This window comes from Candidatus Krumholzibacteriia bacterium, from assembly GCA_035649275.1.
Classification (GTDB): domain Bacteria; phylum Krumholzibacteriota; class Krumholzibacteriia.
In genome coordinates, this window is the sequence record DASRJW010000080.1 from 13538 (window position 1) to 28838 (window position 15301).

Genomic DNA, 15301 nt, shown 5'->3' on the forward strand with positions numbered 1-15301 from the left:
GGCGCCGAGCCTGTCCGAGGACGAGAGGCGGCGTCACGCGGCCGTGGCGAGCGCATGGAGGCGCGAGCAGGCCGCGTGTCGAGTGACGAGCGCGCCGGAGAGCGCGCCAGGAGCGTCCGCCTCTCGCCCTCGCACAGGCTCGGATGCCCGTGGCGTTCAGTGGCGCGGGAGCACCAGCTCCGCCGCGACGGCGAGATCGACGTGGACCTGTTCGCCCTCGGCACGGGAGCGCATGGTGCCGAGGACGCTTTCCACCAGCTCCGCGTCCTGCGGGGTGATGGAGCCGTTGCGCACCGCCGCATCCGAAGCCAGCGGCGCCAGCTGCCGCGCCGTGCGCAGCGCCACCAGCGAGCGTTTGGCTTCCAAGCTGCCGGGGCAGACGAGGAGAACCTGCACCCGCACCGAATCGGCTTCCTGCCAGACATCGGCACGACAGCCACGCATGGTGCCGAGGAGCTTGAGCGCCGTCTCGTAAGGTGCGGCGACCCGCGCCAGGCCCTGCCAGATCACGTCCAGATCGCGGAGAATGCGGACGAAATTGGCCTCGTCCGCCCCGGAGAAATAGAGCAGAGTCGCCGCCGCTTGCGGCACCGGCTGAGCCCTCAAGGTCTGCTCCAGCGCCTGGCGCTCCGGTCGTGCAGCCACGGTTTCGAGGAGTCGCCGGAGTCCCGCGGTACTCCCTTCGGCGATCTCCTGCGCCCCGACGAGAGCGATGCGGTCTGGGCTCTGCTGCAGGGCGTAGATCTCGTGCGGCCCGATCGAGCCCGCCGGCGCGCCGCGTAGGCGGGCGAAGACTTCGCGCACATCTTCCTTGCCCCGGGCGAGCCCGACGGTTTCCGGGGCGCTCCCCGCATCCACGACCAGAATGGTGAAGCGCTCGCCGCGCGAGCCCAGCGCCGCCGGGCTCACGAAGCTGCGCAGCAACCACGGGAGGCCGAGCGCCAGGGACGCCGCCGGTTGCGCTTCCACCCGATCCGGGCGCACGAGCAGAGCCGCACGCGCCGCCGCCGGCACGGGCGGATCCGACTCCGCCCCGACCGCACCGGCCACTCCCACGCACGGGATGACACAGCTCCAAAGAGCCCGGACGAAAGTGGGCCGCAACGTGCTGAGCGCGGAGCACAAGGAGCGCGCCGATCCCGAGAACCTCATGGCCGTACCTCCGGCGCTTTCGGTGCGGCGGCAGCTGGCGGTCGCAGGGATGCAGGCCACCAGGCTTCGTCGCCCGGGGCGTGCAACCGCCAGTAGGCGAGTCGCTCCGTTTTGACGAGGCGATACTCGGTGCCTTGCGCATCGCGGTAGCGCAGCAGCCGGTGCGGTGGCGCCTGCTCGAAGGCATAGGCACGCGTGGCGGTGCCGCTCTCCAGAACGATCTCGACGGCGGTGAAGGTTCCCGCCGGCACCTGGAGCGTCGCGGCCGGCCGCTTGCTCACCCGCCAAGTTTCGGCTTCGAGCCGGCCGAACCTTCCCATGAGCAACAACGGAAAGACATCGAGCGAGGGCGGCGGCTCCCCCCGCACATAGTCGCGCAGCAGGGCGGGCAGGGCATCCTCCGGGATGGCCGCCGCCGGGAACGTCTGGCTGCGGTCCCCTTCGCCGTCGAAGTAGGAGTGCGTGCTCAGCGTTCCATCCCGGAGCAGCGCCGTCGCCACGCCACAGGCTTCGGTGCTCGACGTCGCCAGCTTCACGAGCGCCGCAGAGTCACGCCGGAAGTAGACGCTCGCCATCTGATGGTAGGTGTAGATTCCCGTCGGCACGTCGCGCACATGGTTCAGCTTGAGCACGTCGAAGCCGTCCGGGCGCGGCCGGTCGGCCTTGACGTCCAGCTCCGGCGCCCAAGGTTCCTTGACGAGGACGAGCAGCGCCTGTCCCGGATAGAGATGGTCGTAGCGCCGCCAGGTGATCTCGTACGCCGCGAACTCGGCCTTGCCGTCGTCCCAGAGCGGCGCCTGCCGCCAGGTGGCGTCGGGGGCGCCGCCGCGCGCCGCGGCAGCGAGGGGAGCAGGGGCGCACCAGCTGGGGAGGGCGCCGCCCGCACTGGCACCGCTCATGACAAGCGCCAGGACGAGAGCGCGGTCGCGACGGAGGCAGCGGGATCGCGGCGACGGAGAAGGGAAGCGCGGGGACACCCAGAAGACCACCCGGGAGCAGCGGCGCCGTGGCGTGCCGCCGCGGGCGCGGGCGCGACAGCCGGCAGCACCGCACCTACTCGTGCAGACTGAACTCGAGAGGGATCACCATCCACACCGCCACCGGCCGGTCCTTCTGCAGCGCCGGCTTGAACACCGCGGTCCAGGCCGCATCGGCGGCGGCCTCGTCCAGCATCGGCACGCTCTGGATGATGATCATGTCCTTGACGAAGCCATCGTCGCCCACGAGGACGCGGACGAGCACCGTGCCCTCGACGCCAGCCTCGCGGGCGATGTCCGGATAGGACACCGGATCCATCTTCACCAGCTCCGGCGCTTTCTCGAAGGCAACGTACTCGTCGGGGCTCGGCAATCCCACGTCACCGGCATCGATCACCAGGCTGTCGCCGGCACCGAGTGCCATCCCCAGGGGATTGGCGTTGCCGGCGGACATCTCTTCGCTGGTGGCGATGGTTTCCTCGACGGCTTCCTCATCGGGCACGGGCACCGGCATGGCCACCTTCGGGGCGGTGCGCACCTCCACCTTCACCGCCGTCGTCTGGGTCTGCATCAACGACGGAGGTACGCCGATCTCCGCCGCGGTCAGCACGCGTACGGGTTTGCGCGTGGCCCCATGCACTTTCTTGCCGCGCCGGTACTCGTCGTATCTCTTGTAGCCGTACCAGGATCCGGCCCCGACCAGGCAGAAGATCGCGGTGACGATGAAGGCGCGAGGCATCACCTCGTTGATGTAGAACTTGTCGAGGTAACCCCAGCGCGGGAAGCGCCCGGCGGCTTCGTATCCGAGCCGTACCGTCGCCATCAAGCTCCTCCCTTGACCTCGGCCACTTCCTCCGGGGTCATGGCGTCGAAGCTGTAACGGTTGATGTTGCCGAGGAGAAACTCATCGAGGACGTCCACCATCCAGTGGTACGGCGTCGTGCGCTCGAATTTGACCAAGGTAATGAGTTTGTCGTTCTGCTTCAGCATGTCGTGCAGCATCTCCCGCAGCCCGGCGAACTGCACTACTTCCAGCGGTCCGTCGGTGCCCAGGCGGTACACCATCTCCCCGTCGCCGTGGACGTAGAGCATGAAGACGTTGGATTCCGCCACCTCCACCTCCGCCTCTTCCGGCGGCAGGTTGAGCTCCATGGCCTGGGGCAGGCGGAACACCGTGGTCACCATGAAGAAGATGAGGAGCAGGAAGGCGATGTCCACGAACGGTGTCATGTCGATGGCGATACGCCCGCGACCCTTCTTCTTGTGACTGAGAACGCCCTTCTTCTTGCCTCCACCTGTATCGTGGGCTGCGATGTCCAGACCACCCATGGACTCTCACCTCCTCGGCGCGCCCCGGATCAGGGGGCACGCGTTCCTGTCAGTGACCCTTGCTCGGTTCGATGCTGAGATCGAACGTCCCCTGCTCCAACTCGGTGACCAGGTTGAAGCGCAGGGTGTTGGAAATCTGCATGGCCTTCATGACGTCCGCCATCACCCCGTAGGGGACGTCCTTGTCGGCGCGGATCGCCATGCGCAGCTTCGGATTCCGCGCCCGGGCGTTCATCACGTAGGTCGCCAGGTCCTTGGCCTCGATGAACTCGGCTTCCTTGGCCACCAGTCCCAGCTGGATGGCCAGGGTACCGTCCTTGTCCACGTAGAGGACCAGCACGTCGCTCTCGGGCACCTTGAACTCCGAATTCGACGAGGGGAGCGACAGCTGGATCGGCTCCGGCGGTTTGAACGACGTCGTGCTCATGAAAAAGATGAGCAGGAGGAAGCCGATGTCCACGAACGGCGTCATGTCGATGGCGATGCCGATGCGCTTCTTTCCCACGACTTAGCTCCTCGCTCGCGCCGCGCCCACGCCGTTCAGGCGTTCAGGCGACGACGGTCTTCTCCTTGCGCGACAGCAGCTGCAGGATCTCGTGCACCGTCTCGTCCATCATGAAGTTGTAATTGTCCACCCGGGTGGAGAAGTAGTTGAAGGCGATGATCCCCACCTGGGCGATGACCAGACCGAGCAGCGTGTTCCACAGGGCCTCGGAGATCCCCAGCGCCAGCTGGGTGGCATCGGGCATGCCCTGGCTCGACATGGCGGAGAAGGCGCGGATCATGCCGCGCGTCGTCCCCGTGAGCCCCGTCATCGTGGCGATGGAGGCGATGGTGGAGAGGAACACCAGGTTGCGCTCGAGGAGCGGCGTCTCCAGGGCGTTGGCCTCTTCCAGGGCCCGCCGCGTCTCCTCCATGCGCTCCTCGTCGGTCATCTCCTTGCGTTCCGTCGCCATGAAGGTGTCGACGCCGGCATAGACCACGTTGGCCAGCGCGCCGCGCTGGCGGCGGCACAGATCCAGGGCCCCTTCCAGATCGTTGTTCTGGATCGTCGCCTGGATCTTCTTGACGAACACCGACAGCGATTCACGCCCCTTGGCGCCACGGATCGTCCACAGGCGCTCCAGGATGATGACGGAAATGATGATGGCGAGAGCGATGAGCACGGCCACCATGACGCCGCCGGCTTGGATGTTCTCCGGCAGCTGCTTGAAGATGACCCACCCCACTCCCAGGGAACCGAAGATGACGAACCAGAGCCACAACGCGCCTCGCACTGTCCATCGCCTCGCTTTCTTGTCGTCCGTAGGTGCATCGAGCCGCTTCTCCGGCGGGAGGGGCTCACGCAGGATTTTGAGCCTGGGCTTCAGCTTGCCAGCGGCCTGCAAGGCCGCCAGGCGGCGCGCCCGCAGCGCCGCGTGATCGACCGGGACACTGCGCCGGCGGCGCTGGGTCTCCAGGCGCCGCGCCCGCTCCTCGATGGCCGCCTTGAGGAGCTGATCGGAGAGCTTGGCATCGGCGAAACGGGTGTAGCGCGACACCACCATGTCGTCGGGTGTCAGAGCCACCACGCGGTTCGCGAACGGACCACTAAGCTCCGAGCGCCGCGAGCGCTTCCTCGCGAGTGTTCGCCACCTCGAAGACGAGGGAGAGCTTCGTGACGACGAAGACATTGGAGATTCTCCGATCCACGTTCGCGAGGACGATCCGGCCGCCCCGCTTCTGGTAATTCGTATGGGCCCCGACCAGCAGACCGATGGCCATACTGTTCAAATGATTCACCCGGCCGAGATCGAGGACCATCTTCTTGTTCTCGTCGCCCTGCAGGGCCTTGATGGTCTTGTCCAACTCGTCGGTTTCCTTGCCGCCGAAGAAATTGCCTTCCGGCACCACCACGGCGACATCCCCCAGCTTCTCGATCTTGACCGCCATCGGCACCTCCCCGCGTGCTCGTCTAGCGTGAATTGCCCTTGATCACGTCCAACCCCTCTTTCGCCGCCGCGTTGCCCGGCTCCAGTTGCAGCACTTTCTGAAAGGCAGCTTCCGCATCCGGCTTGTTCCCCGAGTTGAGCAGGGCCTGACCCAGCCAGACCCAGCCCTGGGGATCCTTGGGGTCGCTCGCCGTCGCCCCCCGCAGATCGGTGATGGCCTGAGGATACTGCGACGCGGCCAGGTAGAGGTAGCCCCGCCCCCGCAGCGCCGGGGCGTTCTTGGCATCGATCTGCAAAGCCTTGTCAAAGGCCGCCTTGGCCTGGTCGTTCGCACCCTGCTCGGAGAGGACGTTGGCGTAGCTGGTCCAGGCCTGGAGCGAGTTCGGCGCCAGCTCGGTCACCTTGCGATAGGCCTCCGCTGCAGCCTTGGGGTCCCGGTTCCCCTGGTAGGCGATGGCGAGATTGAGCCAGGCATTGGCGCTCTGGGGATCGGCGAGGATCTTCTTCTGCAGCTGCTCGATGGCGGCGGGATAGTTCTTCTCGTAGAGGAGGATCAGGCCGCGGCGGTAAGGGATGTCGGAGAGCGTGGCATCCTTTTCCTCCGCCTTGTCGAGGGCAGCACGGGCCTTCGGGTAATCCTTGGCCTGGATCCAGGCCGTCCCCACCAGGACCATGTCGGACGCCTGCGCCTCGTTGGCGAGCTCCGGGTTCGCCTTGAACATCTCCAAGCCCTTGGCGGCGTTGTCCGATTTGAGGTAGGCCCGGGCCAAGGCCAGCTTCACCGCCGGCTCGGGGTTCTCGGCGAGCACCGCTTCCAGATGCGGGATGGCCTCGGCGGCGCGGTTGTCTCGGGTGAGCGCGATCCCCAGGTCGAGGCGCGTTGCCGCCGTGGGTCGCAGGGCCACGGCGCGGCTCAAGAGGTTGATCGCCGCCGGCGTCCGCTTGGTGTCCAAGAGAAAGAGGTGGCCGAGAGAGGCCAGCGCCGGTGCGTAGGTGGAATCCGCCTGCAACGTCGACTGGTATTCCTTGGCGGCTTCGTTGAGCCGGTTCATGTTCTCGTAGGCGCGTCCGAGGCGGTAGGACAGCTGCGGGGTCTTGCCGATCTTCGCCCCCATGTCCTCGAGCACCTTCGCCGCCTGCCCCCATTGCTGGGTCGATTCGTACATGGCCGCCAGCGCCATCACGTGCTCCACCGTGTTTGGCGCCAAAGCGCGGGCGCGGATGAGATTGGTCTCGGCGCCTTCCACGTCCTTCTCCGCCAGCGCCAAGAGGCCCATCCCCTCCTCGAAGAGGTCGCGACCATCGCCGCGCTTCTTGGTGTCCTTGCCCTTCTCGAGATAGCTGAAGGCGGCTTCCACTTTGCCCTGGGCGAGGATCACCCGACCCATGGCGAAATTGGCGAGCCATTCCTTCTTGTCCGCTTCCAGCGCCTTGGTCGCCAGCTGCTCGGCTCCCGGCAAATCATCCTGGGCCAGCGCCACCAGCGCTTTTCCCGCCAGCGCATGGGCGTCTGCCGGGTTCTTGGCCAGGGCCTTGTCGAAATGTTCCCGCGCCTCTTTCAACTCGCCGCGCCGCCAGCGGATTTCGCCCAGCAGCCCGTGCACCTGGGGGTCGTCGGGCTGCGCCGCCAGCATCTGCTCCAGCAGTTGGCGAGCGGTGGCGAGATCGTCCTTGGCGAGAGCTTCATCGACTTGCGACATGTCCCGCCCGGCCGAGGCCCAACCAGGGGCGAGGAAAACCCCCACGGCCAGCAAGAGGAGCGCGCGCCGCGTCACGCGGGCACGGCGCTCAAGGAAGCGGAGAAACGGCTTCGCGAACGACTGCATCACACCACCTGGTTCCTGGGTTCCACGCTCTTGACGTTCGAGGATGGATGCGGGCAACCCGCCCTTACCGAAGCTCCGCCGCCAGCCGACTCCATGTCGAGGGCGCACTTCGGTCCCGTTGGGCGAGCTAAACCCCGTCAATATAAGGGCGCAGGGAATCGCGGCGCAACCGGCACGCCCCCGGGAAGGAGCCGGTGTCCGGCAGCCGCCGCTCGAGGTCTCGGGCAGGCCACCGCCCGGGGGACGGGCGGGCGAGCCGCGATCATCACCCACGCATACCAAGGCGCCGCAGCACCTTTTGGTTCCGGGAGCGCCGCGGCTTCGAGGGGCGCCGCCCGAGAGCGCGGCGGAGGAGTGGCAGGGAGCGGTCCAAACGGTAGGAAACGTTCATGTGCCCGTCGTCGAACTCCTCGTAGCGGTGGCGGATGCCGAGACGCTGCAGGCCGGCGTGGAACTGACGGGCCCCCAGGTGCAAGGCGAACTCGTCGCTGCTGCCGCAGTCCAGGTAGAGCAACCGCAGGCTCCGGAGTGCGGCGGCATGGCGCGGCAGCAGCCGTAGCGGGTCCTGGCGCAGCCAGCGCTCCCAGGTGCCGCGGTCCAGGGCCCCGGTGTGCAGATGCATGGGCAAGCCGATACCGAAGGGCCGGCCGGGCTGCGGCGAGTAGCAGGCCGCCATGGCCAGGATGTTCATGGCGTCGAAGAGCTCGTGGCTCTTGCGCGGCGACGCTTCGAAGGCGCGGACGAATCCTGCGACACCGCCGTGGCGTTCCACCTGGCGCAAGAACTTGGGGAAGTCCGGGAAGTAGCAGAACTCGAAGCCCATGTCGCCGCTGTGACACGCCACGGCGCCGAACACCTCGGGGTGGCGCATGCCGAGCCGCAGGGCCCCGTAGCCGCCGCTCGACTTGCCGAAGACGCCGCGGTGCGCGCGGCCGGGCAAGGTACGGCAACTCTTCTCCACCCAAGGCACGACTTCGCCGATCAGATGTTCCTCGTAGCGACCGGTGGCGCTGGAGTCGAGGTACTGGCTGCCGCCCCACCGCGTGCAGCAGTCCGGCATGACGACGATGGTCGGCGCCAACACACCGGTGGCGTGCAGGCGGTCGAGTCGAGCGTCGAGGGCTTCACCCCAGGGCGAGGTGTTGAGCCAGGAGCGGCCCGAGCCGGTGAAACCGGAGAGGGCGAAGAGCACGGGATAGCGCCGTGACGAGGTCGCATACCCCGGCGGCAGGTACACGGGAAGACGGCGTACGCTGGGGTCGCCGAGAGGGTTGCGGCGCAGCACGCGGCTGCTGAACTCGACCTGGACGACGGTGCCCCGCACCGCATGCGCGCGCTTCCGCTGCTCGCCCGCCACGCTGCTTCCTTTCGTGCACCGGGAACGTGCGCATCCTACGGGCCCCCCCTGCGACGCCGCAACCGCCGCCACGGCGGCGACGGCGGCAGCGCCCCACCGCCACGACGCCGGCGGGTGCTGTGCTAAGCTTCCCAAACGCCTGCTGGGAGATCCTCTTGTCCACTCTCCTCGAAACGCTGCGCCGCGACATCCTGGTGGCCGACGGCGCCATGGGCTCGATGATCGCCCGCTCACTGCCGCGCGGCGGCCCCGCAGCCATGGCCCATGCCCTGCTCGAGGTCAATCTCGCCCATCCTGAGATCGTCCAGAGCATCCACATGAGTTACATCGCGGCCGGGGCCGGCATGATCACCACGAACACCTTCGGCGCCAGCCGGGCGCGGCTCGAACGCCTGGGTCTGGGGGCGCAGGCAGACCAGCTGGTCGCCACAGCGGTGAAGATCGCACGCGACGCCCGCGACGCCTGCGGCCGTCCCGTGTGGATCGCCGGCTCCCTCGGTCCGCTCGACGCCGATTGGCTCCTCGACGCCAACCCCAGCACGGCGCAGCAGCGGCGCCAGTTCCAGGAGCAAGCGGAAGCCCTGCTCGAACGGGGCGTCGATCTATTGCTCCTCGAAACCTTCTCGCGCCTCGAAGATCTGGTCCTCGCCATCGACGCGGTACGCCAGGTGAGCGCTTCGACGGTGTTGTTCGCCTCCATGAGCTTCGACGAGCACGGCGAGCTCGCTTCGGGAGAGGATGCCGCCACCGCCTTCGGCCGCGTGGCGCGCTCGGGCCAGGTGCAGGCCTTCGGGGTGAATTGCAGCCTCGGGCCGCAGGCGAGCCTGGCGGTGCTGGAGAGCATGGCCCGCGGTGCGGACCTGCCTCTCACCATCATGCCCAACGCCGGCTTCGCCCAGCGAACGGGCGGGCGCGTTCTCTACCCCGACATGTCGCGGGAGTACTACGAGACCTTCTGTCGCGACGCCTTGGCGCACGGCGCCCGCGTCATCGGCGGCTGCTGCGGCACCACGCCCGAGCAAATCCAGGTGATCGCGACCACGGTGCGGAACCATCAGGCCGGGCCCGAGACGCGCCGGCCGCCGGTCGCGATCGTGCGCGCCGAGCTCGTCGTCGAAGAGCCGCTCGGGGCGGTGGCGCAGCAGCCCTCGGGCCTGCTCACCAAGCTCCGTTCCGGCCAATTCGTCCGCAGCCTGCAAATCGACCCGCAGCGCGGCCCTTCGGACGAGCTGAACCGCGCCGTGGTCGACGAAGTCCTCTCCCGCCGAGTGGTGGACCTGGTGGATATCAACAGCTCCGGCTCCGGGGGACGGCAGGATTCGCTGCAGATCGCTGCGGGCATCGAACGCCTGGGGGTGGAGACACTGCCCCACATCACGCCCCGGGATTCCAGCGTCGCCGGCATCCTCTCGCAGGTCCTCGGCGCCGCCTCGTGGGGCGGCGTGCGCAACGTCCTCGTCATCGCCGGCGATCCCCCGAAGGGCGATCTCTACGCCGAGGCCAAGGGTGTGTACCAGGTGGACAGCATCGGCTTGGTACGGGCGCTCGTCCGCTTGCGCGCCGGCCACCAGGTGCACGAGCGCACCACCATGCAGGCCTTCCCCCTCTCCATTGGCGTCGCGGTGAACCAGAACGCCCCGCACGTCGGCGCGGAGTTGCTGCGCCTGCAGGAGAAGATCCGCGCCGGCGCCGACTTCGCCATGACCCAGCCTTTCTTCGACCTGGAGAGCTGGCTCCGCTTCCGCGAGCAACTCGAGGGACGCGTCGAAGTGCCGGTGATCCTCGGCGTCTGGCCGCTCATCAGCCTGAAGCAGGCACGGCGGATCAACGAGAACGTCGCGGGTGTCGTGGTGCCCGAGAGCGTCTGCCGCCGCCTCGAAGAAGCGGGGCCGCAAGAGCGGGAGGTCGGCTTCGAACTCGTCGCCGAGCTGATCGCCGCGCTCGAGCGCACCCGGAGCGCCGCCGGCGTCTACGTCGTCGCGCCCTTCAAGCAACCCCTGCAGGCCTTGGAAGTCTTCGCGCGCGCCGCGGCGAGGAATTGATCCGGGCGGGGAATGCATCCGCAAGATCCCGGAGGCACGGCAGCCGCCTGGAATCGCAGTCTTGCGCGCGCAGATCCTGCGGGGTCCGTTCGCTTCCACCGCGATGGTTTTCCTTCCTGTCCAGTAAGGAAGAAACAAAAGCACGAGCAGAAAATCCTGCTCGCCTGCCCCCAACCCGACCTGTTAAGATTGACTTCGCTTCCCCGTTGATTCGTTGGCCGGACGAGTGCTGCCTTTTGGTTGCTCTCGCTAGCAGTCCACCACGCGGACCAGGAGAGAAAGCGTGCCCGCACTGCGAGCAGTGCTCTTCGATTTGGACGGCGTCCTGGTCGACTCCCGCGAGGCCTGGTTTCGCCTCGTCAACCAGGCCACCCGTCACTTCTGCAAGCCCGATGTGAGCCGCGAACAGTTCGAGCAATCCTGGGGTCAGGGAATCGAAGCCGACCTGCAACAGTTCTTTCCGGGCTGCGCCGCAGCGGACGTGCAGCGCTTCTACGAGGCGCACCTGCTCGACTTCGACGGGTGCATGCTGAGGCGGGACGGAGCGCGGGATGTGCTCGTGGGCCTGCACGAGGCCGGGATCCTGCGCGGCGTGGTCACCAACACACCCACCTGCCTGGCCCGAGACCTTCTCGCCTGGGCCGGCCTCATCGGCCTGGTGGATGTCACCGTGGGCGCCGGACCGAGGATCGCGGCCAAGCCAGCGCCGGACATGGTGCTCCAGGCCTGCAGGGAACTGGAGCTGCAGCCACGGCAGGCGCTCTTGGTCGGAGATTCGCAATGCGACGCCGAGGCTGCCGCGGCGGCGGCGGTGCGCTTCGTCGGCTTCCGGACCGAGCGCGCCCCGGCGGTGCAAGAACTCGGTGAGATCCTCGCCCTCGTCGGAGCACCGCCGGGACGCTGAGCTTCAAGAAGCCAGCGCCGAGCTTTCCACCACCGCAGAAGCCCCGCCCGCCCGGGCCCGTGCCCTCACCCAGACCGACAGCAGCGTCCCGAAGGCGAAGGTGAGCGGCGCCGTGATGGCGCTGAACCAGATGCCCGGGATCGTCCACGGCCCAAACCGGGTCACGCCGAGAAGAAGCCCGGCGGCGGCGCAAGCACCCCAGAACGCCCCGGTGCCGTTCGCCCGCGGCGACCACAGGCCGAGCATGAAGAGACCGAGCACCGGCCCGACGAAGTAGGACGTGTAGGTGGCCAGGAAGGTGAGGAGCGTCTGCGCTTTCCCCGCCACGTAGAAGGCCGAGCCGATCCCGATCAGCCCGGAACAGACGACGAGGAGCCGTGCGACCCGCAGGTAGTGCACCTCGGGCTCGTTCCGTCTGAAGTAGCGACGGTAGAAGTCCACCACCAGGCAGGTGGAGAAGGAGTGCATGGCGGAATCGCAGGAGGACATGGCGGCGGCGAAGATGGCGGCAGCGAGCAGACCGGCCACCGCCGGAGGCAGCTCGTTGGCGATGAAGATCGGCAGGATGCGATCGGGCAGGACCTCCGCGGGCAAGTGCCCGGGTGCAGCCTGGTAGAAGGCGTAGAGGAAAACGCCGAGGAGCAGCGTGCCAGCGACGCCGATGCAGCCCGTCCCCCAGGCCAGCAGCGCGGCCCGGCGCGCGGCGCGCACGTCGGCGCAGGCGAGGTAACGCTGCACCGACTGCTGGTTCGTCCCCGCCACGGCGAAGGCCAGCATGCCGTAAGCGAGGATGGCGGTGGGGAGAGCGCGGATCGACTGCGGGTTCCAGGAGAGGTCGAAGAGCACCCAGCGGCCCCCTGCCTTTGCCGTCGCCACGATGCTGTCGAAGCCGCCCTCCACCTGGCGGCTGGCGACGAAGAGGGTGGCGCCGATGCCGAGCAGCACCATGGCGAACTGCAGCACGTCGGTCCACACCACCGCAGCCAGCCCACCGGCCACCGTGTAGAGCACGGCGACGACGCCGACGATGGCGATCGACACGGCCAGCGACAGATGGGACACCTCGGAGACCACGAGCGCGGCGCCGTAGAGCAAGGCACCGAGTCGCACCACCACGAAGAGCAGGAAATAGAGCGAGGCGAGCGAACGCGTCTTGGCGTCGAAGCGCCTCTCCAGGTATTCGTAGGCCGTGGTCAAGTCGAGACGGGCGAAGAGCGGCAAGAAGAAGGTGCAAACCAAGAGATAACCGATCAGATCGCCGATCTGCAGCTGCAGCCAGAGGAAGCCGTGGCCATAACCCTCGCCTGGTCCGCCGAGGAGCGACGCCGCCGAGAAGGCGGTGGCGATGATGGAGATGCCGAGGGCCCACCAGGGCAGGCGGCGCGAGCCGCGGAAGTACTCGTCGGTGCCGCTCTGCTTCCGGCTGGTGAGCCAGCCGATGAAGAGGACCGCCCCCGCGTAGAGGACAACGACTGCCCAGCCGATGGGATGCATTCCCGACGCCTCCCTCCACCCTGCACCCGTGCGCAGGGTCCTCCAATCGAGGTTGGAGAGGCAAGCAACAACGGCGCCGAAACGGCCACGGCGGGAGCGCCGGCCGCCGTGTCCTCGACCTCCAGACCTGGCAAGCGAAGGAGCAGCCGGGGAGCCGGAGCGCGTGCTATCGTGCCGGGCGTTCGGACGGATCACTCTGGAGGTGCGCCATGCGGTCGCGGTCGTCCCGCCCCCCGCTCCGCCTCGTCGGAGCCGACGACTTCACCCCGGAAGGGCAGGCGGCTCTGCACCGGCTCTTCAACGGCAGCATCATGCACGGCGGCACCATCGGCTTTCTCAAGCCCATGAAGCGCCGGAACGCCGCGGAGTACTTCGGCAGCCTGCAGCAGGGCATCGCGGACGGCGACGTCATCGCCGTCGTGGCGGGAGCGAAGCCCTTCGACGGTTTCGGGCTCATCCGCAGAGATCCCAAAGACGAGCTGCGGCGGCATTGCTGGGAGATGGGCCGCGTCATGGTGCGGCACGAGCTGCAACGCCACGGCCTGGGCGCCGCCATCGTCCAGCGGCTGTTGGCCGAGGCCAAGCGCCGCAAGGTGGAGATCGTCTGGCTCGACGTGCGCATCACCAACGTGGCGGCGATCGAACTCTTCCAGAAGCTCGGGTTCCGGACTTGGGGCATCTTCCCGAACAACATCCGGGACCGGCGGACCTACGCCGACGTCATCTACATGGCCTGCGATCTCCGCCACACCTATCGGCCACTCCGCGACCTGCCCTGAGCCGGTCTGCCCTGCGCCCCGCCCGGCCCGTCCACGCGCGCCGGCTCCACCGCTCCGTTGTCCCCCGTTCGCTGTCCCCCGTTCGCTGTCCCCCGTTCGCCGTCCCCTGTTCGCCGTCCTCCCGGGCTCGCCGGCCCCCTGCTCGCACCCCCTTGCTGGGAGCCGAGGCCCTCGGCCACAATCCAGGCTCGCCGTCCCCGGAGGAGTACCTTGCGCCCCCTGACTCTGGCTCTCGCATTCGCTCTCATCGTCCCCAGCGCCTGTTCTTCCGACGAGCGCAGTCAGTCGGAAGCCACAGCGTCTTCGAATGCGACCGCAAGGCCCGAAGCTGCGGCGGCACCTTCCAAGAGCCAGCCGGCGGAAACGAAACCTCCCGCCCAGGCCGCCGGTGAGGAGCCGCCCTTGCCGTCCGGGCTGCTCCCGGACGAGCGCAACACCATCGAGGTCTTCCGCCACGTTTCGCGATCCGTCGCCAACATCACCTCGAAGGGAATGACCCGCAACTTCTTCACCCTCGACGTGACGGAGATCCCCCTCGGCTCTGGCTCGGGGTTCGTCTGGGATCGCGAAGGACACATCGTGACCAATTTTCACGTCGTCGCCGAAGGCACCAGCTTCAGCGTCACCCTGGCCGACGGCTCGGTGTACGACGCGCAGCTGGTGGGGAGGGAACCGAACAAAGACCTCGCGGTGCTGTACATCGGCGCCCCCTCGGCTTCGCTACCTCCGATCCAGCCCGGTAGCTCGAGAGACCTCGTGGTGGGCCAGAAGGTGCTCGCCATCGGCAACCCCTTCGGCCTCGACCAAACCCTGACCACAGGGATCATCAGTGCCCTGGGCCGGGAGATGAAGTCGGTCACCGGGACCACCATCCACGACGTCATCCAGACCGACGCGTCCATCAATCCCGGGAACTCCGGAGGGCCGCTGCTCGACTCCTCGGGCCGCCTCATCGGTATCAACACCGCGATCTACTCCCAAGTGGGACAAAGCGCCGGCATCGGCTTCGCCGTGCCGGTGAACACGGTGCTGGAGATCGTCCCCCAGCTCATCCAGTTCGGCGGCGTGAAACGCGCCGGCTTCGGCGTGGAGATGTTGCCGGAGAATCGCGCCCGCCAGTGGCGCGTGGTCGGGGTCGCGGTGATGACGGTCACGGCGGGGAGTGCCGCTGCCAAGGCCGGCTTGAAATCCGCTTGGCAGGACGATGCGGGCCGCATCCATTTGGACGTCATCACGGCAATCGATGGCAAGAGCGTGGAGGACTACGGCGACATGGGCGATATCCTCGAAGACCACGAGCCAGGCGATCGCGTCAAGGTGACGTACGTGCGTGACGGCCGCGAGCACCAGACCGAGGTCGTCCTGCAGGAGATCAAGACCAACCCCTGAAGCAGCGACTGGGAACTTGGTGGCGGAGTCCGCTCCGGACGCCGCCGCGGGGACAGAATCCAATGGCGGCGCCGCCGGCGCCGGCAGGGCCTGGAGGAAAAACATGGCACGCCGAGTCGAC

The 15301-nt window shown here is 67.8% G+C and carries 14 protein-coding genes; 4 read left to right on the forward strand and 10 right to left on the reverse strand.

Annotated elements, in window-relative coordinates; all coding sequences use genetic code 11:
- Positions 1–156: 156 nt before the first annotated feature.
- The 9 genes from VFE28_07875 to VFE28_07915 form a co-directional block, all read right to left on the reverse strand.
- The gene (locus VFE28_07875) at positions 157–1152 is read right to left on the reverse strand and encodes a hypothetical protein (GenBank protein ID HZM15904.1); all 996 of its coding nucleotides are present in this window, start codon (positions 1150–1152) and stop codon (positions 157–159) included.
- The gene (locus VFE28_07880) at positions 1149–2051 is read right to left on the reverse strand and encodes a hypothetical protein (GenBank protein HZM15905.1); all 903 of its coding nucleotides are present in this window, start codon (positions 2049–2051) and stop codon (positions 1149–1151) included. Before VFE28_07880 ends, VFE28_07875 begins: the two co-directional genes overlap by 4 nt.
- 154 nt (positions 2052–2205) lie before the next feature.
- The gene (locus tag VFE28_07885; GenBank protein HZM15906.1) at positions 2206–2952 is read right to left on the reverse strand and encodes a TonB family protein; all 747 of its coding nucleotides are present in this window, start codon (positions 2950–2952) and stop codon (positions 2206–2208) included.
- Complete coding sequence (locus VFE28_07890; protein HZM15907.1) at positions 2952–3458, reverse strand: biopolymer transporter ExbD; 507 nt, start codon at positions 3456–3458, stop codon at positions 2952–2954. The genes VFE28_07885 and VFE28_07890 overlap by 1 nt, the downstream gene beginning before the upstream one ends.
- 49 nt (positions 3459–3507) lie before the next feature.
- Positions 3508–3963, reverse strand: a complete 456-nt coding sequence (locus tag VFE28_07895; GenBank protein HZM15908.1) for a biopolymer transporter ExbD — start codon at positions 3961–3963, stop codon at positions 3508–3510.
- 43 nt (positions 3964–4006) lie between these two features.
- On the reverse strand, positions 4007–5026 hold the full coding sequence (locus tag VFE28_07900; GenBank protein ID HZM15909.1) for a MotA/TolQ/ExbB proton channel family protein: 1020 nt from the start codon (positions 5024–5026) through the stop codon (positions 4007–4009).
- Positions 5027–5048: 22 nt separating this feature from the next.
- A complete protein-coding gene (locus VFE28_07905) occupies positions 5049–5390 on the reverse strand; it encodes an STAS domain-containing protein (GenBank protein HZM15910.1) in 342 nt (113 codons plus the stop codon).
- Between the two features lie 22 nt (positions 5391–5412).
- The gene (locus VFE28_07910) at positions 5413–7215 is read right to left on the reverse strand and encodes a tetratricopeptide repeat protein (GenBank protein HZM15911.1); all 1803 of its coding nucleotides are present in this window, start codon (positions 7213–7215) and stop codon (positions 5413–5415) included.
- Between the two features lie 265 nt (positions 7216–7480).
- Positions 7481–8572: an alpha/beta hydrolase-fold protein gene (locus tag VFE28_07915; protein HZM15912.1), complete on the reverse strand. Its 1092-nt coding sequence runs from the start codon at positions 8570–8572 to the stop codon at positions 7481–7483.
- A gap of 155 nt (positions 8573–8727) precedes the next feature.
- Here VFE28_07915 and VFE28_07920 point away from each other — a divergent pair, with 155 nt between their 5' ends.
- Both VFE28_07920 and VFE28_07925 read left to right on the forward strand, forming a co-directional pair.
- Positions 8728–10614, forward strand: coding sequence for a bifunctional homocysteine S-methyltransferase/methylenetetrahydrofolate reductase (locus VFE28_07920; protein HZM15913.1), 1887 nt, complete (start codon positions 8728–8730; stop codon positions 10612–10614).
- Positions 10615–10897: 283 nt separating this feature from the next.
- Positions 10898–11518, forward strand: coding sequence for an HAD family hydrolase (locus VFE28_07925; protein HZM15914.1), 621 nt, complete (start codon positions 10898–10900; stop codon positions 11516–11518).
- 3 nt (positions 11519–11521) lie between these two features.
- On the opposite strand, the gene VFE28_07930 is transcribed toward VFE28_07925, so the two are convergent.
- Positions 11522–13012: a sodium/solute symporter gene (locus VFE28_07930; GenBank protein HZM15915.1), complete on the reverse strand. Its 1491-nt coding sequence runs from the start codon at positions 13010–13012 to the stop codon at positions 11522–11524.
- Between the two features lie 209 nt (positions 13013–13221).
- Here VFE28_07930 and VFE28_07935 point away from each other — a divergent pair, with 209 nt between their 5' ends.
- Together VFE28_07935 and VFE28_07940 are read left to right on the forward strand one after the other, a co-directional pair.
- Positions 13222–13791: a GNAT family N-acetyltransferase gene (locus tag VFE28_07935; protein ID HZM15916.1), complete on the forward strand. Its 570-nt coding sequence runs from the start codon at positions 13222–13224 to the stop codon at positions 13789–13791.
- A gap of 402 nt (positions 13792–14193) precedes the next feature.
- Positions 14194–15180 carry a trypsin-like peptidase domain-containing protein gene (locus VFE28_07940; GenBank protein HZM15917.1) on the forward strand — a complete coding sequence of 329 codons (987 nt, stop codon included), beginning with the start codon at positions 14194–14196 and terminating at the stop codon, positions 15178–15180.
- The last annotated feature ends 121 nt before the right edge of the window (positions 15181–15301 follow it).

What these genes read in the sequence shown, in the direction of transcription:
- VFE28_07875 (HZM15904.1), bottom strand. Translation starts at nt 1,152, where the DNA reads ATGAGGTTCTCGGGATCGGCGCGCTCCTTGTGCTCCGCGCTCAGCACG.
- VFE28_07930 (HZM15915.1), bottom strand. Translation starts at nt 13,012, where the DNA reads ATGCATCCCATCGGCTGGGCAGTCGTTGTCCTCTACGCGGGGGCGGTC.
- VFE28_07885 (HZM15906.1), bottom strand. Translation starts at nt 2,952, where the DNA reads ATGGCGACGGTACGGCTCGGATACGAAGCCGCCGGGCGCTTCCCGCGC.
- VFE28_07905 (HZM15910.1), bottom strand. Translation starts at nt 5,390, where the DNA reads ATGGCGGTCAAGATCGAGAAGCTGGGGGATGTCGCCGTGGTGGTGCCG.
- VFE28_07935 (HZM15916.1), top strand. Translation starts at nt 13,222, where the DNA reads ATGCGGTCGCGGTCGTCCCGCCCCCCGCTCCGCCTCGTCGGAGCCGAC.
- VFE28_07880 (HZM15905.1), bottom strand. Translation starts at nt 2,051, where the DNA reads ATGAGCGGTGCCAGTGCGGGCGGCGCCCTCCCCAGCTGGTGCGCCCCT.
- VFE28_07890 (HZM15907.1), bottom strand. Translation starts at nt 3,458, where the DNA reads ATGGGTGGTCTGGACATCGCAGCCCACGATACAGGTGGAGGCAAGAAG.
- VFE28_07910 (HZM15911.1), bottom strand. Translation starts at nt 7,215, where the DNA reads ATGCAGTCGTTCGCGAAGCCGTTTCTCCGCTTCCTTGAGCGCCGTGCC.